General features: G+C 33.3%; 17 protein-coding genes, 3 tRNA genes, 1 rRNA gene and 1 pseudogene. 18 read left to right on the forward strand and 4 right to left on the reverse strand.

Going from position 1 to position 20,987, the window contains the following annotated elements; genetic code table 11:
* From RMR19_RS07935 to RMR19_RS08005, 15 genes are all read left to right on the forward strand, one after another.
* Nucleotides 1-98, forward strand: a 23S ribosomal RNA gene (locus RMR19_RS07935); the annotation flags it as partial.
* Between the two features lie 88 nt (nucleotides 99-186).
* A tRNA-Asn gene (locus RMR19_RS07940) sits at nucleotides 187-258 on the forward strand.
* A 15-nt stretch (nucleotides 259-273) separates the two neighbouring features.
* A tRNA-Glu gene (locus RMR19_RS07945) sits at nucleotides 274-345 on the forward strand.
* A gap of 77 nt (nucleotides 346-422) precedes the next feature.
* Nucleotides 423-493 (forward strand) — tRNA-Cys (locus tag RMR19_RS07950).
* 214 nt (nucleotides 494-707) lie between these two features.
* Complete coding sequence (locus RMR19_RS07955) at nucleotides 708-1,430, forward strand: LytR/AlgR family response regulator transcription factor (protein ID WP_310602959.1); 723 nt, start codon at nucleotides 708-710, stop codon at nucleotides 1,428-1,430.
* Complete coding sequence (locus tag RMR19_RS07960) at nucleotides 1,427-2,719, forward strand: sensor histidine kinase (RefSeq protein WP_310602960.1); 1,293 nt, start codon at nucleotides 1,427-1,429, stop codon at nucleotides 2,717-2,719. Before RMR19_RS07955 ends, RMR19_RS07960 begins: the two co-directional genes overlap by 4 nt.
* A gap of 430 nt (nucleotides 2,720-3,149) precedes the next feature.
* The gene (locus tag RMR19_RS07965; RefSeq protein ID WP_310602961.1) at nucleotides 3,150-3,302 is read left to right on the forward strand and encodes a hypothetical protein; all 153 of its coding nucleotides are present in this window, start codon (nucleotides 3,150-3,152) and stop codon (nucleotides 3,300-3,302) included.
* Nucleotides 3,303-3,431: 129 nt separating this feature from the next.
* Complete coding sequence (locus RMR19_RS07970) at nucleotides 3,432-4,928, forward strand: radical SAM protein (RefSeq protein ID WP_310602962.1); 1,497 nt, start codon at nucleotides 3,432-3,434, stop codon at nucleotides 4,926-4,928.
* 112 nt (nucleotides 4,929-5,040) lie between these two features.
* On the forward strand, nucleotides 5,041-6,210 hold the full coding sequence (locus tag RMR19_RS07975; RefSeq protein WP_310602963.1) for an SPASM domain-containing protein: 1,170 nt from the start codon (nucleotides 5,041-5,043) through the stop codon (nucleotides 6,208-6,210).
* A complete protein-coding gene (locus tag RMR19_RS07980; protein ID WP_310602964.1) occupies nucleotides 6,197-6,913 on the forward strand; it encodes an ABC transporter ATP-binding protein in 717 nt (238 codons plus the stop codon). The genes RMR19_RS07975 and RMR19_RS07980 overlap by 14 nt, the downstream gene beginning before the upstream one ends.
* A complete protein-coding gene (locus tag RMR19_RS07985) occupies nucleotides 6,910-7,632 on the forward strand; it encodes a hypothetical protein (RefSeq protein ID WP_310602965.1) in 723 nt (240 codons plus the stop codon). The genes RMR19_RS07980 and RMR19_RS07985 overlap by 4 nt, the downstream gene beginning before the upstream one ends.
* Before the next feature lie 2 nt (nucleotides 7,633-7,634).
* Nucleotides 7,635-8,108, forward strand: a complete 474-nt coding sequence (locus RMR19_RS07990; protein WP_310602966.1) for a hypothetical protein — start codon at nucleotides 7,635-7,637, stop codon at nucleotides 8,106-8,108.
* A 108-nt stretch (nucleotides 8,109-8,216) separates the two neighbouring features.
* Complete coding sequence (locus tag RMR19_RS07995; protein WP_310602967.1) at nucleotides 8,217-8,372, forward strand: hypothetical protein; 156 nt, start codon at nucleotides 8,217-8,219, stop codon at nucleotides 8,370-8,372.
* Nucleotides 8,373-8,687: 315 nt separating this feature from the next.
* Complete coding sequence (locus tag RMR19_RS08000; protein ID WP_310602968.1) at nucleotides 8,688-9,587, forward strand: ABC transporter ATP-binding protein; 900 nt, start codon at nucleotides 8,688-8,690, stop codon at nucleotides 9,585-9,587.
* Nucleotides 9,587-10,375, forward strand: a complete 789-nt coding sequence (locus RMR19_RS08005) for an ABC transporter permease subunit (protein ID WP_310602969.1) — start codon at nucleotides 9,587-9,589, stop codon at nucleotides 10,373-10,375. Before RMR19_RS08000 ends, RMR19_RS08005 begins: the two co-directional genes overlap by 1 nt.
* Before the next feature lie 58 nt (nucleotides 10,376-10,433).
* On the opposite strand, the gene RMR19_RS08010 is transcribed toward RMR19_RS08005, so the two are convergent.
* On the reverse strand, nucleotides 10,434-11,561 hold the full coding sequence (locus RMR19_RS08010; protein WP_310602970.1) for a sensor domain-containing diguanylate cyclase: 1,128 nt from the start codon (nucleotides 11,559-11,561) through the stop codon (nucleotides 10,434-10,436).
* Nucleotides 11,562-11,740: 179 nt separating this feature from the next.
* Complete coding sequence (locus RMR19_RS08015; protein WP_310602971.1) at nucleotides 11,741-13,744, reverse strand: S8 family serine peptidase; 2,004 nt, start codon at nucleotides 13,742-13,744, stop codon at nucleotides 11,741-11,743.
* A 206-nt stretch (nucleotides 13,745-13,950) separates the two neighbouring features.
* Here RMR19_RS08015 and RMR19_RS08020 point away from each other — a divergent pair, with 206 nt between their 5' ends.
* Nucleotides 13,951-14,556, forward strand: a complete 606-nt coding sequence (locus RMR19_RS08020; RefSeq protein ID WP_310602972.1) for an STM3941 family protein — start codon at nucleotides 13,951-13,953, stop codon at nucleotides 14,554-14,556.
* Nucleotides 14,557-14,690: 134 nt separating this feature from the next.
* On the opposite strand, the gene clpB is transcribed toward RMR19_RS08020, so the two are convergent.
* Nucleotides 14,691-17,279 carry an ATP-dependent chaperone ClpB gene (gene clpB, locus RMR19_RS08025; protein ID WP_310602973.1) on the reverse strand — a complete coding sequence of 863 codons (2,589 nt, stop codon included), beginning with the start codon at nucleotides 17,277-17,279 and terminating at the stop codon, nucleotides 14,691-14,693.
* Nucleotides 17,280-17,608: 329 nt separating this feature from the next.
* Here clpB and RMR19_RS08030 point away from each other — a divergent pair, with 329 nt between their 5' ends.
* Nucleotides 17,609-18,070, forward strand: coding sequence for a hypothetical protein (locus tag RMR19_RS08030; protein ID WP_310602974.1), 462 nt, complete (start codon nucleotides 17,609-17,611; stop codon nucleotides 18,068-18,070).
* A gap of 179 nt (nucleotides 18,071-18,249) precedes the next feature.
* Here RMR19_RS08030 and RMR19_RS08035 read toward each other — a convergent pair whose 3' ends face one another.
* A complete protein-coding gene (locus tag RMR19_RS08035) occupies nucleotides 18,250-19,788 on the reverse strand; it encodes a sialate O-acetylesterase (protein WP_310602975.1) in 1,539 nt (512 codons plus the stop codon).
* Nucleotides 19,789-20,209: 421 nt separating this feature from the next.
* Here RMR19_RS08035 and RMR19_RS08040 point away from each other — a divergent pair.
* Nucleotides 20,210-20,987 (forward strand): annotated as a pseudogene (locus RMR19_RS08040) (hypothetical protein); the annotation flags it as partial.

Consider the following 20,987-nt stretch of genomic DNA (forward strand, 5'->3'; position numbering starts at 1 on the left):
AGTAAGACCCCTGAAAGACGATCAGGTAGATAGGACAGAGATGGAAGTGTGGTAACACATGTAGTTGACTGTTACTAATAGGTCGAGGGCTTAACCAAATGAAATGTCTAAATTCAATGTGTAGTTTTGAAGGTATATATACTTTCAATCAAAAGAAAGTTCACAAAGTGGACTGAAGTTGATTATTCCTCGATAGCTCAATGGTAGAGCACACGGCTGTTAACCGTGGTGTTGCAGGTTCGAGCCCCGCTCGGGGAGTTTAAAATTAAGTACGGCTCCATGGTCAAGCGGTTAAGACACCGCCCTTTCACGGCGGTAACAGGGGTTCAAATCCCCTTGGAGTCATTTATTATATTAGATTGAAATTGATGAATAAAATCTATCTTAATGTAATATAATAGTAAAGTAAAAGAATTAAATATGGCGACATAGCCAAGTGGTAAGGCATGGGTCTGCAACACCCTGATCACCAGTTCAAATCTGGTTGTCGCCTCTCTTATGAGAAGCTCTAATCCTTTATAATTAAAGGGATTGGGGCTTTTTTTGTTATATAAAAATATATGTTAATACGATATTTGATGTTGAAAAATGTAAAAAAAACGATATTTTAGTTAGACGAAAAAACAATTTATATATTGATAGTATGATATAATAAAACTGTCAAACTAAAGACCTATATAGATTAAGAGATGTATGGGAGGGATAAAATGATTCGTATAGGAATATGTGATGATGTAAAGAGTCATAGAATTCAAATTGAAGAACAATGTAATGCGATTTTTAAACCGCAAAATATAGAGTGTGAATATAAATTATTTACTTCAGGCGAAGAGGTAGTAGAATATGAAGGTGAGGAGATTCACCTTTTGTTCCTAGATATTGAGATGGAAGGAATTAATGGAATAGAAGTAAAAAAGTATCTTGAAAGTAAGGACACAGTTTGGAAAATTGTCTTTGTTTCTAACCATGACGAAGTTGTTTTTGATGCATTTGGTATAAAGACATTAGGTTTTAGTAAAAAGCCAGTAGATAAGAATAAACTGGAATTATGGTTATCTACTGTAATGGAAGAAAATAATGAAAATCTTGAAATTATATTCCGTGTTTTTGAAAGAGAGCGAAGAGAGACATTAGAAAATATTATTTACATAAAGGCAGAAGGGCACTATGTATACGTTAAAACAAAGGAAGACTATTTTTTAGCAAGTGAGCGCTTAAAAAATTGGCAGAAAAGATTAGAAAGTACATCAATTATTCGCGTACATAATTCTTATATGGTAAATTTATTATATATTAGTTATATTGCAGACAATATTTTATTAAACTATGTACATGAAACAATTCCAGTAGGAAGAAAATATCGTAATGAAATAAAAATAGCATATCATGATTTTGTGAAAAGAAGGATGAAAAGGAGAATGTTATCATGATTTTTGTTGTTATTTATACAGTTATTGAATTTATTAATTTTATGCTAGCATATTATGTTGTTTTTCATGTTGAATTTAAGAAAAACAAGCTTTCTTATGTTCTTTTAGCACTATTGCTGTTTACAATACAAATATTTGTTCTAGAGTATTTAGATTCAAAAGCCTATGATGTAGTAACTTTGATTGCTGGTTTTTCTATTCCTTTACTGCTAGTTAATAGAATATTAATAAAAAATGTATTTATATTTCCAATTATTTATATTGGCACTTCACTTATAAATGTAGTAGGATCTTATTTGATTGCTACACTATTTGGAATAACGCAAATGCAGCTATTAACTTCAAGCAGTTTAATTATAGCGTCCGAAATGACATGCATTATGGTTTTATTATCCATCTATTATATAAAGAAAAGAAACAAGATTTTATGGGAATCTAAAATAGGTGGTATTCAGTATGTGTTTTTGTTAGGGGGATTACTGGCATTAGCACTTGTAATAGGCTGTATCCAATGTTATGAAGAACTCAGATATATTCCTACTAATTTAGTGTGTGTACTAGTTATAGCTATTTTTTCTGTTTTCTTATTATTCTTTGTTTTGTTTGCGTGGCATGCCATTACATTGAGAAAAGAAATGGAAGAAAGAGAAAAAAAGGAGGAGTATGCAAGTTTAATAAGAATACAACAAGAGTATATGTATATGATTGCAGAAAGAGATGAAAATATTAGAAAATTTCGTCATGATTTAAAAGCGCATGTAATTGCATTACTTGCACATGCAAAGGAGAACAAAGATAATGTATTAGAGAATTATGTGAGAAAAATTGGAGACTATTCTGAAGTAGAATCAATATATAAATATACAGGTAATACTATGATGGATGGGTTACTTTCTGAATTAATTGAAAGAGCAAAAAGGAAGGAAATTGATATAGTATGTGAAATTCAATTTGCAGTTGAAGATAAATGGAATATATTTGATTTGTGTATAATTTTTTTTAATTTGCTTATGAATGCAATTGAAGCATGTGAAAAGATAGAAAATAAGAAGAATAGGAAAATTGTAGTTCGAGTGATACAAGATGATAAAAGAATTTATATATATATAAAAAATACATTTGATGAAAAAAATCTACTAATAAAAAATAAAAAAATTATATCTACAAAAGAAGATAAGGTGAATCATGGAATAGGAATAAAAAATGTAAATAAAGTTATTGAATATTACTATGGAACAATTGAGAATATTTCAGATGATGGTTGGTATACAGTAAAAGTAACAGTATAGTAACTTTTTTGATAAAAATTAAGCCATGATAAAAATAAAAAACCATATAGGCAAAATTACAAAGTGTTGTTTATGTAAAAAAAACGTCATACATGTAATCTTGTCTATTTTTTTATTTGTACTTTAATATAATACATATAGAATAGGAGGGAAAGTTAATGAATATAGCTTCAATTGATTTGTGGGAATGGCTAAAAAGAATATTTGGATAAACAAGATGTAAATATACCATTTATGTAAAAATATAGACGATGGTGTAAAACGAGTTGCTTACTGCGAATTAACATGCTAAATTATGGATAAGCTTATTAGAAGAGATATAAGTTAAGAGGTTAAGGCTTTAATTTGTATGCATATTCTAAATAAAGCGGATTTATTTGAATCATATATTCAAATAAAAATAACATACCAGAGAAAGGAGGATACTAATATGGCAGTTGATTGTTCAGGAGTAGCTTGTACATTTGCATGTGCAGGTGGTTGTATAGCTGGTTGTGCTGTTTCTGCATTTACAGCAACAGCATTAGGTGCTATTGGTGGAACATTTGGTGGTTCAGGAACAGCTATCGCTACAGGCGCATAATTGTAATACATATAATTACAAAGCGTATAATTAAGGAAATGATTATTATAGTCATTTCCTTAATTGTATATCAGAAGGATTCTAATTTAGGAATTGTATAGAGAAGGAGTAAATTGGAGGTGTAAACTTATGAAGAGTTTGTTTGTTGAACAATTTGATACACGAAATAATAATCATTATATATTTGATGTTAATACAAGTGTTGTTATACCAGATAATAAAATTATGTCAGAATGTTTGGAGTTATTGAATAATAGTTATGGTTATGATGAAGTGTATGAAGTGCTTAGGAATAAATATGATGAAGAGCAAGTTTGTAGTACGGTTAAGTTTGTTCAGAGATGGGAAAAAATAGGCGGCTTTTTTAAAGAAGAGAGTAAAGATAGTATTCCATTGGCTAATGAAGAACTGATTAAACATGAATTTGATAATGGATTAACTTTTATGCTGGTGATAAATGTAACAGAAGATTGTAACTTCAGGTGTAAATATTGTTATTTATCTGAGGAATATGAGTTTACAAGAAATAGAACATCTAGGCAAATGGATTATGATGTGGCAATTAAAGGTATTGATACCTTTTTTGAGTATTTGCATAAAATAAAAGAATATATACCAAATAAGAAAGCGGCAATTACATTTTATGGTGGTGAGCCATTGTTAGAATTTGAATTGGTGAAGAAATTGACGGAGTATATTAATAAAAATAAGCCAGTTCCGATCGTTTTTAATATGACAACTAATGCCTACCATATGACGGAGGAAGTAGGGGACTTTATTGTAGAAAATAATTTTCATGTTGCTGTAAGTTTGGATGGAAGTGAGAAGAACCATAATAGGAACAGAGTACTTGCAGGCCAAAAGGGAACCTATGAAAAGGTAATACAAAGATTGTCAAGCTTTTCAGAAAGACATAAGGACTATTTAAATATTGGATTAATATCTGTTTATGATGTAAAAACAGATTTAAATGATAATCTAAAGTTTTTTAATGAAAAAAAGATACCAAGAATTTTATTTACCAATGAGGTATCCTCAACAAATACAAATTATTATGATCGGTTTGATGAATCCGATTACAAGATATTTCAAGAGGAATATAATAAATTATTAGAGACATATATTGAAAAAAGACAAAGAAAAGAAAAAATGGATAATTATACGCAAATGATGATAGAGTCGCGCTTAATTCCAGTAATACTAAGAACTAGACATTTAGATAAAAAGGCGAGTGTTACTCCATATACAAATACCTGCCTTCCAGGTATGAAGATAAGTGTTCGTGTTGATGGGACTTTAGATTTATGTGAAAGAATTAATTACTGCTTTCCTTTAGGGAATGTGGAAGAAGGATTAGACTATTCAAAAATATCAGAAGTGATTAACCAATACAATCATGATATTGTATCAGAGTGTAATGACTGTATAGCTTATAGAAATTGTCCTTTATGCTATGCATATACAAATTCAGATGGATGTTTTAAAAAAGAAAAAGACTTTTGTGAAAAGTGGGTAAATGAGCAGAAAAAGAAGTTTCAAATAGTATATTCTATACTGGAATCTAATCCAGACGCATTTGCAGAAGCAGAGATTGCACTGACAGAGAGTTTTATTTTTCGAGTGTAAAAACACATAAGGAGGAAAAGTAATGAGCTATTTTAAGTTTTATCCAGATGTACGAATTTCAGAAGGTAAGGTAAAAAGCACATTGTACTTTTTGGGTGAAAAAAGGACAATTATGTTAGGAGAAGAAGAAAGTGCTATTATTAATGAATTAATATCTAATCCAATAGAAGTAGTTTGTGAAACGTTTAGTTATACAATAGTTGAGAAAATAATTCAATATTTGCTTACAAATGCAATGGGTAATATTTATGAAGGAGATGTGTATAATGAGCCTTATTTACCATATATGCCTTTTGATTTAAGGGGATATATAGAGAATCCTTGTGTTATAAATCAGTTAGCTCTTGAGATTCAAAGTAAAGATAAAATGGAGATAGAACCCTATTATTTGCTTTTCCAAGGTTGCAATTCGTCACTTCCATCTCAAAGTAAAATATCTGATTATGATAGTAGCCAAGACATAAAAAATGCATTAAAAGATATCATAGAGATACACATTGAGGAAATCTCTTTTAGGGTTAATAACATAGATAAAACTATTGAAGAAATTAAGAATATTATGAGTGTTTACAGTAATGGCTGGAAACCTCAAATGGAAGTTATTACAGGTGCTTTTGAAATAGCAGAGAAGAACTTGGATTATATAGAAGAAAACAATATTAATTTGGTTATTAGTATTATTGAAACAGACATATTAGATTTTAATAAAAGAAACGATATATATGATTGTTTGGATATAATGGAGCAAAAAGGAATAAACTATGCTCTTAATATTATTTTATTATCAGATGGAGAGTTAGAATGTGAAGTTCTAAAGGGAATCTTTTCTAAACATAGACCATATAAAATTTCATTTACAGAGATTATAGAAAATAAAAATATAAAAATTAGATCGCAGTTTCATGATGAAAGAAGAATTGAAAATGTATCAATGGAGACATTCTTTTTTAGAGGAAATATGAATACATGTTTGAATGGAAAGCTAGCGATTGATTGTATGGGTAATATCAAACCTTGTATTTATAGTAGGAAGATATTAGGACACATAAAAGATGGGATAAGAAAGATATTGGAGGATAATCTTCAAGAAAGATACTGGAGATATAGTAAGAATAAGATGCCTGTTTGTGGAACATGTGAGAATAGATTTGCATGTGCGGATTGTTATTTAGTAGAGGAAATGTTAGAAACTGAACCTAAAGCAATAAAGATAGTATGTGACTATGATATACATACAGGACAATGGAAAAAAGATAGGGAGGAAGAATATGAATATTGTTAAGGTGGAACATTTGACTAAACAATATGGTTCCCAGCAGGCAGTAAGTGATGTTAATTTTACTATTGATAAGGGAGAAATCGTAGGATATCTAGGTCCCAATGGTTCGGGAAAGACAACAACGATTAATATTATTACAGGATTAGTGACTCCTGATAAAGGAAAAGTTGATGTTTTGGGATGTGATGTTGCAAAAGAGTATTCCAAGCTACTATCAAGAATAGGGGTAGTTCTTGATGTGAATGGTCTGTATGAACGATTAACAGCAAAGCAGAACCTTGAATTCTTTTTAAATGCATGTGGAAAGAGCATAGACATGAAGGAACTAGATAATATGATGGAATTACTTCAGTTAAAAAATGATATAGATAAAAAGGTTAAATGTTTTTCAAAAGGAATGAAGAGAAAGTTAGCCTTAGCTAGAGTTTTGCTAGTAAAGCCAGAGATGGTATTTTTAGATGAACCATTTGATGGAATAGATATTGAAGTCAGAGAAGAAATTATTCAATTAATTCGATACTATCAAGAGGAATATAGCACAAGTTTTATGCTGACATCCCATGTTATGGCTGATATTGAGGAGCTTGCCACAAGGATTATTGTCATTCGTGAAGGCAAAATTATAATTGATGAAGGAATTATGACTTTTAAAGAGAGAGAGGGAGATTCCTTAACAAACAAATACTTAAAGGTGGTGAAAAAGTGAAGAAGGGTAGAAAATGTTTTGTAGCATTTGTGAATAAGGAATTTATGGAAGTTCTTTTGTCTATGAAATTTATTATATTTTTAAGTATAATTACATCTAATATGATTCAATTTATGACGGATAACGAAGTAGTAAAGCAAATGAAAGATTATGACAGTAATATAATTTCTATTCAAATGGGTTCTATGCTTATCTATCTTGTTGTTATTGTCATTATGTTTGTAGGACATACATTGATAAACAGATTTATATATGAAGAAAGAAAGAATAAAACAATACAGGTAATGCTTGCTCATGGAATGGATATTATGCAGATTTGGAGTGCAAAAATGCTTGTAACGGTCATTGTTACTCAAGTGACATGTTGGTTAACTATCCTCAGCCATATAATATTTGTAAAGTTGTATTTTAATATAAATATAACATTTAATTTGACATCAGGCATACTTACCTTTATTACACTTCCTATATTATGTTATGCAGTATTGGCATTAGTTTCAATTTGTTATTGGTATTTCGAGAATATGAATATTTTTAGCATGATATTTCCAATCATATCCTATTTGGGAATCTGGAATATATCTATGCAATTAGTTAAAGTTTTCTTGCCTAAATATCTCATAGTTATATCGGTAGCATTAGGAATTTTATTGTTTGCTCTATCGGCATTTGCAATAAAACGAATAAAAAAAGAGAAGATTGTTATAAGAGGAGCATAAGAATGAGTCAATCATATAAAAATAATGAAATTGGGATAGCAATAGAATATGGTGAGTGTTGGGGAGAAACAATATTAAACCAAAGTGAATATGTATTTGCTTTAATAATGGAAGATGCTTTTTTTCAAAATTTGTGTAATGATGAGACTATTGGAAAACCAAGTATTAATTTAATGTATTATCCGAATGTGCGAGGAATTAATATAAGGCAAATTGTATACAATACAGAAAAAGAAATAAGAAAATTTTTGTATCAATTTAATATGAAAAAAAGAATTGTACAGGATAAAGAAAGTTATATGTTATATTCGGGACAGTGTAATGGTGAAGAAATGGTGTTTGTACAGAAAATATATTATTTGGATAACAAAGTATATTCTTTGACGGCAACTTGTTCTGCAAAGCTTTATGATTTAGTTAAAGAAGATATTAATTATGTATTTTCAAATAGTGCCATACTACAGCAGGAGGTATAACAATGAAGAGTTCTAATGTTAAGAAAAAGGTAGTAGCTTTTTCAGTGGCTTTTTTAATATCATTACTATCCATATATATTTTTAGCAAAATGTGAGGTGAATGCATGAATGAAGTACTGTGATAAGTGTAAATTAGAATATGAAGACGAGCAAAGAAGATGTAAAAAGTGTGGTGGAAAATTAAAGGAAAAAAAGGGAACTACAGAAAAGCAAATACAGGAGGAAGAGGAGATTATTGTTGAAGATTTTATGTGGTGGCAATAATAAAAATTGTCAAGTAAAGCATAAAACACTAAAAAATGGAGTTGTTGCAAAATAAGATTTTTCTACAATATACAGGTATATTAACAAAATATATCTGTATATTGTACTTAAACTTGCTTTGCAACAGCTTCATTTGGGGACTTTAAATACCAGTTTAAATCTGCTTGTCGCCTCTCTTATGGGAAGCTCTAACCTTTCTAATAGATTTCTAATAGAAAATGAATAGGGCTTTTTTTAATGCCGTGGTATAATAAAGAAGAAACAATCATGACTGAGAATTTCATGTGGTGGCAGTAAAACAAAAGGGGGAACAACATGGCAAAATGTATTGAAACAACGAATTTAACTAAATTCTACGGAAAAGCAAGGGGAATCACAGATGTAAATCTGACAGTAGAAGAAGGGGAGATATTCGGATTTATTGGGCCGAATGGTGCAGGGAAAAGTACAACAATTCGGTCATTGTTAGGACTTATTACACCTACATCAGGAACAGCACGTATATTTGATTTAGATGTGAAAACAGACCGTACAAAGATACTTAGTAGAATTGGTTATATGCCATCGGAAGCTATGTTTTACAATGGAATGCGTGTTGGAGAGCTTATTAAGTATTCAGCTGATTTACAAAAGATAGATTGTAGCAAGGAAGCAGATATACTATGTGATAGACTTCAACTTGATAAGAAGAAGAGAGTAGAGGAATTATCATTAGGAAATCGTAAGAAGGTATCAATCGTATGTGCGATGCAGCATAATCCTAACTTATATATATTAGATGAGCCTACGAGTGGTTTAGACCCTCTGATGCAGAAAGAGTTTTTTGCATTATTAAAAGAGAAGCATAAACAAGGAGCTACACTTTTCCTATCATCGCATATACTCTCAGAGATTCAACATTATTGCACGAGAGCGGCGATTATACGAGAAGGTAAGATTATTGTGAGTGATACGGTAGAAGCATTGTCAAAGACGAATGCAAGAAGAATTAATATCATAGGTAAGGAAAACATTGATAGGGCTATTTTAGATCCGTTATTAAAAGGAATTAAAGATGTACATTGTAATGGGCAAAATATAGAGTTTTTATATACTGGTGATATGAATGAAGTGATGCAGATTATTAGTCAGTTAACAATAGAAGATATCCGAATTACAGAGCCAGATTTAGAAGAGATGTTTATGCATTATTATGAGAATGGGGAGAATCGCTGATGACTATATTTAAACATGAAATGAAGCAAAATAGTAAAACGTTAATTATATGGACACTTGCTGTTGGCCTACTGAGTTTTGTCTGCCTACTATTATTTTCTGAGATGAAAACAAGTATGGGAGAGTTGGATGAAATGTTTGCGTCAATGGGGGATTTCACGAAAGCCTTTGGAATGGATCAGATGAGTATGGGGACATTAACAGGCTTTTACGGAATTGAATGTGGCAATATATTAGGGCTTGGAGGTTCTTTCTTAGCAGCGTTATTGGCAGTTAATATGCTTAGTAAGGAAGAGGGAAATCGAACAGCAGAATTTCTACTAGCACATCCAATCAGTCGTGTACGCGTGATTACAGAAAAATTAATTGCAATTGCGACACAGCTTGCAATATTTAATATTGTATTTTTTGTGTTTACTTTTCTCGGTATCATAATACTAGGAGAAAAGGTTACATGGGGAGATTTTGTGACGTATCAGTTGGCAAACTATATATTGCAGTTAGAGATTGTGGGGATTTGCTATGGAATTTCAGCATTTATTAGAAAAGGTAGTTTAGGTATTGGGCTAGGTATCGCTGCAATGTTTTATTTTTTAAATATTGTTGCTAATATTAGTGAGAATGCAAAAGTAGCAAAGTACATTACGCCATTCAGCTATACAGAAGCATCAGAAATATTTGCGACAGGTAAGATTGACACACAATATCTAGTAATAGGTATTATCTTAGGCGTCATAGGCGTTGTGGTAGCATATATTCAATATAGTAAGAAAGATATTATGGCATGATTTCGTAAAAGAGCTGTATTCGGTTCAATTTCAAACCGAATACAGCTCTTTTTCTAGTTTAGCCCATTGTTACATTAGAGTATAAGCTATAGCAATCTTTGCCTAACCCTTTGGAATGGTATAGGGCAACATCAGCCAGTGCAAAGAGTTCTTCAAAAGTAGATCCATGATTTGGATAAAGAGAGATTCCAAGGCTACCAGAGATATCACAAGATCGTTCTTCTTCTACAAGTAAATTATTGAATATAGAGCAGATTTGTTTGGATACATTCTGCGCATAATCTACGGATGGAATATCATTTAGGAAGACAGCAAATTCATCTCCACCAATACGAAAAGCAAAATCGTTAGGGGCTAAAAGGGCATCTAACTTTGAACTGAATTCAATTAGAACGGTATCGCCAAATGTATGCCCTAAGTTATCATTAAGAGACTTGAAATCATCAATATCAATCATACAGAAGGCATGAATGTGATGAGAATCAGAATTTTCAATAATGGAATTTATCTTAGCTTCTGCAGTGGCACGATTATAGAGCTTAGTCAAGGGATCTTCCTCTGCATGTTGCTTTAATAGTTCATATTCTTTTTGCTGTTTGTCAATATTAGTTGTTGTGCCAATAACCGTGATAGGTACATTGTTTCTATATAATGTGACACCAACAATTTCAAACCAAACATATTCACCTGAGACATCTTGGGAGCGAAACATAGTATGGATTTCCTTTTTGCCTGATTTCAAATGATTACAGAATTCTTCGTATGTGTTCTTGTCATCGGGATGAATAATATCATCTTTGAAGGATTGGGACAAGTAATGTGTGATATGGTCAGAGCCTAAGTGAAGACCATTATCTTTATTTGATTTTTTTAGTATATCGGTCTTAATATCGTATTCCCATAAGACACCATGCGTGTGTTTCAAAATAGTAGTATACTTTTCTTTTTCGATTAATAGTTTAGCATTCATTTGTGAATTAATAATATAGTAACAAATCTGTACAAATAAAATTAGACATTCCAAAATAAAGACGACACGAATAAAATCATGATCTATATTAATGCTATAATTATCTAACTCCTTTGAAATGGATTGGTCATATACTACGGTAATAAAAGTTGTAAAAATTATCAAGATCATTGTCATAAAAATTACGGCAATTGACATGATAGATATTTTCTTCATGATTGCACCTCAATTATTTGCGAAATAGGACTTTTGGACTATAAATACTGTGGCTCTAATATAGCATATTTTAATATATTTGTAAACAATTGAAAACCGAATCTTACTTATATAATAATAATTTGTTCAAAATATAAGTAGATTCGGTTAATATCGTGCGTATGTAATTATTTATAGATTTATTTCTTTACCGTAACTTTACAGGTTGATTTAATGCCATTTTCGGTAGTAGCTGTTATCTTACAAGTACCTTTCTTTTTAGCTGTTACAACACCTTTGGAATTAACTTTGGCGATAGATGAATTGGAAGTGGTAAATTTGATAGAGCATTTTACATTAGCACTAGCTTTTAGTGTAAATGTTTTACCTACTTTAAGTGTTTTACTCGTGCTTGAGAGTGTAACTTTTTTTGGAACTGTAACGGCTACAGGAACAATGAGTACGGATTCATTGCCAAAGCTATCTCTTGCATAAATCGTATAGGTAGTACTTGATGCAATCTTTGAAATGGTTGCCTTTCCATTCGAAAGAGTTAATTTTGTACCCTTTGTACCAAATGCAAAGTAGGAAATATCGTGTTCTCCTTCTGCATAACATGCTTTTGAAAAGTGCCATTCAGGATCGTTTATTGTTAAAACTAGATTTTTCTTATAAGTATTAGAGATATCATCATTTATCTTACTATTTATAGTTGGTGCAGTAGTATCTGTCAGTATTGTACTTGGGTCACAAGTTAATGCGCTATACACGTCTACCATACCACCTGTAGATACTTTGTTACTCAAGGAAGATAATGGTCTTGCTGTAGCAAGTAACACTTTTGAGGCTTGCAACATAGAAAGATCGGTGTGATAAGAGTAGACCTCAGCAAGGGCAGCGGACACCATAGGGGCACTCATGGAAGTTCCTGAGTAATATTCGTAGTCGTTGTTTGTTACTGTGCTATAGATACAAGTACCAGGAGCTGCAATATCTACGGTTTTCGTACCATAATTGGAAGAGGAATTCAATGTTCCTGCACAAGTAAGGTTTGCCACAGATATAATATTATCGCAATCGTAGGAAGCTGGGTAGGTAGGCGTAATGTCATTATCAAGTGCATGGTAATTCTTGTCGCCATTACCGGCGGAGATAACAAAAGTCATCTTGGAATTCGATATCGTATCTTTTAAAAGGGAATCGGCAAAAGTTTCATTTTGCGAAGCTTGATAGCCAAGACTTAAATTACAAATCTGTGCACCCATGGATTCGGCATATCGGATAGCAGCAATGATACTAAGCGTTGAACCACCACCATTTTTTCCACCTAATACTTTAACAGGTAGGATTTTAATGTTTGTGTTAGAAGCGACTCCAGCGATACCAGTATTATTTACCCCCGCACCAATAATTCCAGCACAATGTGTACCATGATCATTCTCTGTTCTCAGACTTTCATAGTCTGTTACATCATTGTTTCCCTCGACAAAATTCCAGCCGTTTACATCGTCGATATAACCATTTTTATCATTATCAATGCCATCTCCAGGGATTTCTGCTGTGTTTGTATAAAATGCATCTTTTAAATCAGGGTGCGTAAGTTCAACACCTGAATCAATAAGTGCGATTATTACAGGACGACCATTTGATAATAACGGCCATGCAGACTCAACATTGATGTCGATGCCTTGCGTAGCAGTAACGTCATATTTAGCAAAATTAGAGTATTTGAGACTTGTAGTATCAATGGGATAGTCAAAGTAGGAGTTATATGTAAACGTTCCATCATTATGTAACCACCATTGCTTATTGTAGTCGGGTTCATCTGTCTGTCCAAGTGGGTAATAGGTATAGTTTGGCTGAATTGCTTCTACATTCGGATCAGAAATGTATTCCTCCAGTTTCTTTTTCAATGTAGCATCATCCTTGGCAGTTACAAGATATTGATTTTCCTCAATTTCTTCAATTCTAGCTGACTTGTCGTTTGATAGTGCATGATATGTTTGCTCAGAGGAAACGGATTCCTTGTATGTTACGATGATTTCTCGATTGACATACTCGTTGGTATCAGTTGAAGTGTCCTCAGTAGAGGAAGTGTTTTCTGTCATTTGAGCATGTGAAACAGAGAAGTTAGTATAAGGGATTGCACTTGCGATTAGACTAAGGCAGAGCAATGTACTCCTGCATAGTTTTTTTAGTTTCATATATAGTAGTCCTTTCTTTGTTGTTTGTATTGTTGTTTGCTATAGTAATTATCGACATTTTTGTCCAAATTATTAGGTTGTGCATAAAATGGAAGGAGTCTGTTACTGTAAAGATTGGTGTAAACAGCAACTAATATTTACCTTGGTATAATATTACATATTAACTATATCTATGAAATGTGGCATTTATGTGATAAAATAATGAAATGTACAACAATAGTCAGTTGGTAGAAGAACTAGGAAGCGCAGGTGAAGAGATGAATCGTCTTACTATATATGAAAACAAAAAGCAGGCACATAAACTGCTTGGACAAGCATGTTTTATGACAGTGGCATCAGGCATTCTATTATATATGGGAATTGTAGATGAGAATACGTTATTCGATATTATGGGAGGGGTAGGCAGTTTCTTTTTTGGATTATGTACGCTTGTCCAGTTTGGAAGAGTTATAAAGAGAAAACCCTTGTTTGTTATTCAGGAAAATGGTATAGAAGATACATCAACGTCCACCTCGGTAGGATTTATTGCTTATGAGGATATTCAGGAAATCGTAATGGGGAAGACGTTAGGGAAAGAATCAATTGGAATCTATCTGACAGATGTGAATGCATTATTAGAGACGCTTCCGCAAGTTAAGCAAAAAGCGATACAAAGTAACTTGGCAAACAAATTTCCGCCTGTTTTACTACGTGTCGATAGTGTTGAGGGAAAAACAGGACGTGATGTCTACGTGGAGTTACAACGAACCTATGAAGAATATATGGGAAACCAAGGTGTAAGACAGTGCGATGCATCTTCCGACACACCTTAGAGAAGGAATACGGTTTAACCAAAAAGACAGATTAGAAATCCAGTATGTATAAGGATTTCTAATCTGTCTTTTGAATTGTAAGGAATGTATCTCCTAGAATTTAATAAAACGCGTTGCTACTGAGGTGTAGCGGCTTAACATTTTCTTCGAGCCGTTAGTTCACCGTCCCCAACATCAATAATAATCGTATCTGTTTGATGAACAGCATCACTAAGAATTAATTTAGCAGTAAGGGTTTCAACATATTTTTGTAGGTAACGTTTTAATGGTCTAGCACCATATAGAGGGTCATAAGCCTCTTCTGTTATGAAGTTAATAGCAGCTTCTGTTAGCTCAAGATGAAGTTCTTTATCTTCAAGACGCTTATTAAGGTCTTTGATTAATAAGTCAATAATATTACGAATGTTACTTTTCGTAAGTGGCTTAAACATAATTGTTTCATCAAGTCGATTAAGGAATTCTGGGCGGAAATGTGCTCGTAACTCTTCCATAACCATAGCTGCATTTTGTGGGTTAATATCACCGTTTGCATCAATACCTTCTAACAGATAGCTAGAACCGATATTCGATGTTAAGATAATAATTGTATTCTTGAAATCTACAGTACGACCTTGTGAATCAGTAATTCTACCATCATCTAGTACTTGCAATAACACGTTAAATACATCTGGATGAGCCTTTTCAATTTCATCAAATAAAACAACAGAGTAAGGTTTACGTCGAACAGCTTCCGTTAATTGGCCACCTTCGTCATATCCAACATATCCAGGAGGTGCTCCAATTAATCGAGATACAGAGTATTTCTCCATGTACTCACTCATATCAATACGAACCATGTTCTGCTCATTATCGAATAGAGAAGCAGCGAGGGCTTTTGCAAGTTCTGTTTTACCAACACCAGTAGGTCCAAGAAACAGGAATGAGCCAATTGGTTTAGCAGGGTCTTTAATTCCAGCTTTAGAACGTAAGATGGCTTCTGTAACCTTTGTAACACCTTCGTCTTGCCCAACGACTCTTTTATGAAGTTCTTCATCAAGATGAAGTGTTTTATTACGTTCACTTTCCGTAAGTTTGGAAACAGGAATTCCTGTCCATCTGGAAACAATACGTGAAATCTCTTCATCGGATACATTTTCATGGATAAGAGTGTGCTCTTGTGATTTTACTCGGTTTTCTTCTTCCTCTAGTTGTTTCTCAAGTGCAGGAAGTCTGCCGTATTGAAGTTCAGCAGCACGATTTAAATCATAGTTACGCTTGGCGATTTCAATTTCATTCTTTAAGGATTCTAATTCTTCTTTTACTTTCTGAACTTTCTCAACAGAAGCTTTTTCATTATCCCAGACTGCCTTCTGGTTAGCAAATGTTTCACGTAATTCAGCTAAATCTTTCTGTAAAGTATCAAGACGTTCCATACTTAGTCTGTCTGTTTCCTTTTTTAGTGCTGCTTCCTCGATTTCCATTTGCATAATACGTCTTTGAATATCATCAAGTTCTGTTGGAAGAGAGTCAAGCTCAGTTTTTATTAAAGCACAAGCCTCATCGACAAGGTCAATTGCCTTATCAGGTAAGAAACGGTCAGTAATATAACGATCTGCTAATGTGGCAGCAGATACGAGTGCCGCATCTGTGATTTTAACACCATGAAATACTTCATAGCGTTCTTTTAAACCTCTTAATATAGAGATGGTATCTTCTACAGTTGGCTCTTCTACCATAACAGGTTGGAAACGTCGTTCAAGTGCCGCATCTTTTTCAATATACATACGATATTCGTTAAGAGTGGTAGCACCGATACAATGGAGCTCACCCCTTGCAAGCATAGGCTTCAACATATTGCCAGCATCCATAGAACCTTCTGTTTTACCAGCTCCAACAATAGTATGAAGTTCATCAATGAATAGAATAATCTGTCCATCGCTATTCTTAACCTCTTCAAGAACAGCTTTCAAACGTTCTTCAAACTCACCACGGTATTTTGCACCTGCGACTAAAGAGCCCATATCAAGTGCAAATAGGCGTTTGTTCTTCAATGATTGAGGGACATCGCCTCGTACAATACGTGTTGCTAATCCTTCAACAACGGCTGTTTTACCAACACCAGGTTCACCAATTAATACAGGGTTGTTTTTTGATTTACGTGATAAGATACGAATGACATTACGAATTTCTGTGTCACGACCGATTACAGGGTCTAATTTTTGCTCTCTGGCACGTTCTACTAGGTCATAGCCATATTTGTTAAGTGTGTCATAGGTATCCTCTGGTGTATCGCTTGTAACTCTTGTATTACCACGTACAGTTGCGAGTGCTTGAAGAAAGTCCTCGTGTGTAATACGAAAATCACTAAATAGACCTTTAATCTCGCGATTTGGTTGCTTTAATAAACTAAGAAACAGATGCTCCACGGAAACATATTCGTCACCCATAGCTTTTGCTTCATTCTCCGCATAGATTAATACTTTGTTTAATCCATTGCTGATATAGACTTTAATGTCTCCGCTGACTTTTGGTCTTTTCTCAAGAAGTCCTCTAACCCCTGCTTGAAAAACATCGGTGTTGATATCCATCTTTTCGAGTAGTTTTCTTATTAAACTGTCTTCGATGGTAATTAAACTATATAGAAAATGTTCTTGATCAATTTCTTGATGTCCATATTCATAAGCGAGTTTTTCGCAGTTTTGAACTGCTTCTACTGATTTTTGAGTAAATTTGTTTATATTCATAATGATTCCTCCTTTTTTTATTACAAAGGATAATTCCTTGTTTGTTCTATAACTAATATAACACCTATAATTTAAAAACGCAATAGGGAATTTACAAAATTTTAAATGAGCTAGATTCCATTGCTTTGAATTTTAGTATAAGCGCATCGTTTATAGTAAGTATAATGAAATTCTAATGCGAATATGATTGATTCTAATAGGATGGGGACATATACTATAGATAAGAAATGGCGATGTAAGACAGTGATTAAGAATGATATATGTTATAAGTATGTACACAAATCAAATGTATTATTGATTATGAAATTTAGAGAAGGAGGTTGCTGTGTATGAAGAGATGTAGAGAATGTGGAGAAGTTACAACTTCTAGTGGAAATGTTTGCTTATCGTGTGGAGGTAAACTACATGAGATGTCTATGGAAGAGAAGAAAAGCTATATTCAAAAGGAAGACGAGCAGAGAGAAGTTATTGTAAAGAAGCAGAGTAGAAAAAGAACAATAGAACTTACAATATGTGCACTTCTTACATTAATAGGCTTAGGCTTGTTTGTTACGATTATTGTACAAGGTAGATTTGAGTTTTTTCTATTAGTATTTGTAGTCTTAATAGTGATATCTGTTTTGCAAGCGATTAATCCGGATTTTATGTGGGATATCGAACATAGTCTTTCCTTTATTGCATATGATAACTTAACGCCAACGGATTTTCATATGCGAATGTATAAGTTACGAGGTTTTGTGTTTCTTGCATTAGCGGATATTATCTTTGCTGTTTATTTGTTTGTTGGTTGAGGTGTTGAATAAACATCACCTAGTATTTATTATTAATCATATTTATAATCGTTGATATCTAAATTAACATCCATAATAAAAAGAAGTCGTTAAGCCTAAGTTCATTCTTGGCATAACGACTTCTTTTCAATTAATTATAGAATAAAAAATTATATATAAAGGGAACGAGAGGGGGACAATTAAGCGTTTCGGTCAGTACGGAACGTTGACATTGGGATTCCGTTTTTACCGAATAGGGTAACAGGGCCGTAGTTTGTCCAGTTGTAGCGAACATACTTTGGTTCTGCAACTTGCTCTGAGGTAACAAAGATACGATTCCCTTCAATTGTGGCGATTGCAGGGACAAACTCTTTGTTCTCGTTAGCAATTTCAAACCCAATAATAGAATCTCCTTTTACTAAGAATCCATCATTAGCGTGTTCAAAATATAGTTCGATGGTATTATCATGAATAACACGGTTTTTATAAATTGGTCCGTAAGAAGACACCTCCATACCGTATACATGATAGAAGGCTTGAAGAGCAAGACGTCTTCCAACCTCTTCTTTTTCAAGTGGGTGAATATTATTGAATTCACCAAGGTCAAGGATAACAGCGATTCCTGTATTTTTAACAGTTTGATGGGTAATCATCTGCTGTTCGCGGATTTGTGGCCAATGTTTTCTATCTTCTTCCTCTCTATTAATAAACATTGGAAGTTGAACAAGAAGGAAAGGTAGAGTGTCATCATGCCAATCATTTCTCCATTGAGAAATTAGCATACGAAGCATCTTACCGTAGATTGTGGGTTTGCAATCATCTTGTTCCCCTTGATAGTAGATAAAACCACGTAATGTATATGGTGAAACGCGTGAAAGCATAGTTTCATATAGACCTGATGGTCTAAAAAATGCTTTCGGGCCGTTTGGTCCGGGATAACGATTCATACCAGCGATTTCCTGAACTTTCGACCAAAGAATATCAGGATTTTCAGTATATAACGCATCTACTTTCTTTTGCCAAACAGCATACCATGCATCATATTCCTCTACAGCAGCACAATAGTCTTCATAACTATTGAATTGAGCATACTCTTGTTCATATTCATCAAGATACGTTTTAGCGTCGATATCTCTTTCTAAATATTCTTTGCTTGTCCATACAGAAGCAGATGTACCACCCCAGTTACATCCAATGATACCGACAGTTACATCTAATGTTGTGGCAAGATTTTTCTCAAAGTAATATGCAACAGCAGACCAAGTTCCACATGTTTCTGGTGTACATAGTTCCCAAGAAGTTGCTTCTTCTATATTATAGTAATCGTCCGAGAAGTAGCTTTGCTGAGGGACATTATAGAATCGGATTTTACTTGCTAAAGCTGGGTCAACAGATGCGACAACATCTTTACCGTTTTTGCTATCTTGAAGCTTCAATTCCATATTAGATTGTCCACCAGCTAACCAGACTTCGCCAATCATAATATCATGATAAGTAATTGTTTCTGTACCATCGGTGATAGTCATTGTGTATGGGCCACCAGCTTGCATTGGTGGAAGTTCAGCAGACCATGTACCATCTTTGATAGTTGCTTTTGCTTTACTTGTTGCAAGCTCTATAGTAATTGTATTGCTAGTTGATTCTGATGTGTAAGTTCCCCATATACAGATGTTTTTTTCTCGTTGCAAAACCATATGATTGCTGAATACTGCAGCAGCCTTTAGATTTTTGGATGACATAAGTAATACCTCCTAGTTTAGTTTCATGTAACGATTCAAGACTATGTTCTTCAAGTTACAACCTAATCAGATTTTAGTTCAATTTAATAAAAAATAATACAGTCATAATTGGAGATTTATTATATTGATTTAGCAGGTTTTAGAGTGGAAAATTTAAGATAGCAAAAAAAATATAAAAATTATTAAAAAAAAGCCCGATTTATGAATAAAATCGGGCTTTCGATTTGTCCTCAGTTTGTCATGGGGTTGTTATAATAGTATATATGAGAGTATAGGCATAGAGATATTGTTCGATTTCCAAAGTGCGAAATCAGTAGGAGAAGGGGGAGGATATGGAGCATTTGCGGTATTGTATTGTGTGAGATTTGTGCGGTTGGAATTAAATAAAAATATTTAAGGAAATTCAAAGGAGGAAGAACATATGCAAAAAACAAAAAAATCAAAAAGAATATTTAGTATTTTACTAGCGGTGATACTAGTGGTGACCTTACTACCAATGGTGACGTTACCGACAATAGCAAAGGCAGAGGGGGAAACGATAAAAAAAGTAAGTACTTTTGAAGCGCTTAAAACGGAGATTGCTAATTATGCAAGTAGTAATGTTGATGTTATAATTGAGCTTCATGACTCAATTGATATAGAAGAACTTACAGATACCTATGGACTTTTGGTCAATGCTAACAGCAAAGGCAAGACACTTACAATTAAAAGTGAAGATGGTTTAAAATGTGCAATTAAACAAACAAAGGCGGCAGGTAACAGCGCTATTATTAAGATACTTGCAGGTGCAAAGGTGGTTTTTCAAGACATCATCTTAGATGGAAACCAAGGTGTTGGAGAAGCATCAGGAAAAGGACTTACTATTATGGGAGATGTAACGATTGAAGAGGGAACGATAATTAAAAATTGTAAACCTGGAAATTCTGGAGGAGGAGTCACGATAGCATCTGGAGGAAAACTTACAATGAGGGGGGGTTCTATTGAAGATAATACCTCTCATAATGGAGGCGGAGGTATTTACATAGGCAGCAATGGAACATTCATAATGAACGGAGGAACGATTAAGAATAATGCCAATTCGTCGCTGTCATCAAGTGGGGGAGGTGTCTCTTCAGATGGTGGTACGTTTATAATGAGCGGGGGAACAATTGAAAACAATACTACGAATATATCGAATGGGGGAGGTGTTTTTTCAACAG

The organism is Anaerosporobacter sp. (assembly GCF_031551385.1).
Classification (GTDB): Bacteria; Bacillota; Clostridia; order Lachnospirales; family Lachnospiraceae; genus Anaerosporobacter.

Bases quoted from the DNA above. Each gene is read 5' to 3' on its own strand.
- RMR19_RS07955 (WP_310602959.1), top strand. From the start codon at position 708: ATGATTCGTATAGGAATATGTGATGATGTAAAGAGTCATAGAATTCAA.
- RMR19_RS07960 (WP_310602960.1), top strand. From the start codon at position 1,427: ATGATTTTTGTTGTTATTTATACAGTTATTGAATTTATTAATTTTATG.
- RMR19_RS07965 (WP_310602961.1), top strand. From the start codon at position 3,150: ATGGCAGTTGATTGTTCAGGAGTAGCTTGTACATTTGCATGTGCAGGT.
- RMR19_RS07970 (WP_310602962.1), top strand. From the start codon at position 3,432: ATGAAGAGTTTGTTTGTTGAACAATTTGATACACGAAATAATAATCAT.
- RMR19_RS07975 (WP_310602963.1), top strand. From the start codon at position 5,041: ATGTTAGGAGAAGAAGAAAGTGCTATTATTAATGAATTAATATCTAAT.
- RMR19_RS07980 (WP_310602964.1), top strand. From the start codon at position 6,197: ATGAATATTGTTAAGGTGGAACATTTGACTAAACAATATGGTTCCCAG.
- RMR19_RS07990 (WP_310602966.1), top strand. From the start codon at position 7,635: ATGAGTCAATCATATAAAAATAATGAAATTGGGATAGCAATAGAATAT.
- RMR19_RS07995 (WP_310602967.1), top strand. From the start codon at position 8,217: ATGAAGTACTGTGATAAGTGTAAATTAGAATATGAAGACGAGCAAAGA.
- RMR19_RS08000 (WP_310602968.1), top strand. From the start codon at position 8,688: ATGGCAAAATGTATTGAAACAACGAATTTAACTAAATTCTACGGAAAA.
- RMR19_RS08005 (WP_310602969.1), top strand. From the start codon at position 9,587: ATGACTATATTTAAACATGAAATGAAGCAAAATAGTAAAACGTTAATT.
- RMR19_RS08010 (WP_310602970.1), bottom strand. From the start codon at position 11,561: ATGAAGAAAATATCTATCATGTCAATTGCCGTAATTTTTATGACAATG.
- RMR19_RS08015 (WP_310602971.1), bottom strand. From the start codon at position 13,744: ATGAAACTAAAAAAACTATGCAGGAGTACATTGCTCTGCCTTAGTCTA.
- RMR19_RS08020 (WP_310602972.1), top strand. From the start codon at position 13,951: ATGTACAACAATAGTCAGTTGGTAGAAGAACTAGGAAGCGCAGGTGAA.
- clpB (WP_310602973.1), bottom strand. From the start codon at position 17,279: ATGAATATAAACAAATTTACTCAAAAATCAGTAGAAGCAGTTCAAAAC.
- RMR19_RS08030 (WP_310602974.1), top strand. From the start codon at position 17,609: ATGAAGAGATGTAGAGAATGTGGAGAAGTTACAACTTCTAGTGGAAAT.
- RMR19_RS08035 (WP_310602975.1), bottom strand. From the start codon at position 19,788: ATGTCATCCAAAAATCTAAAGGCTGCTGCAGTATTCAGCAATCATATG.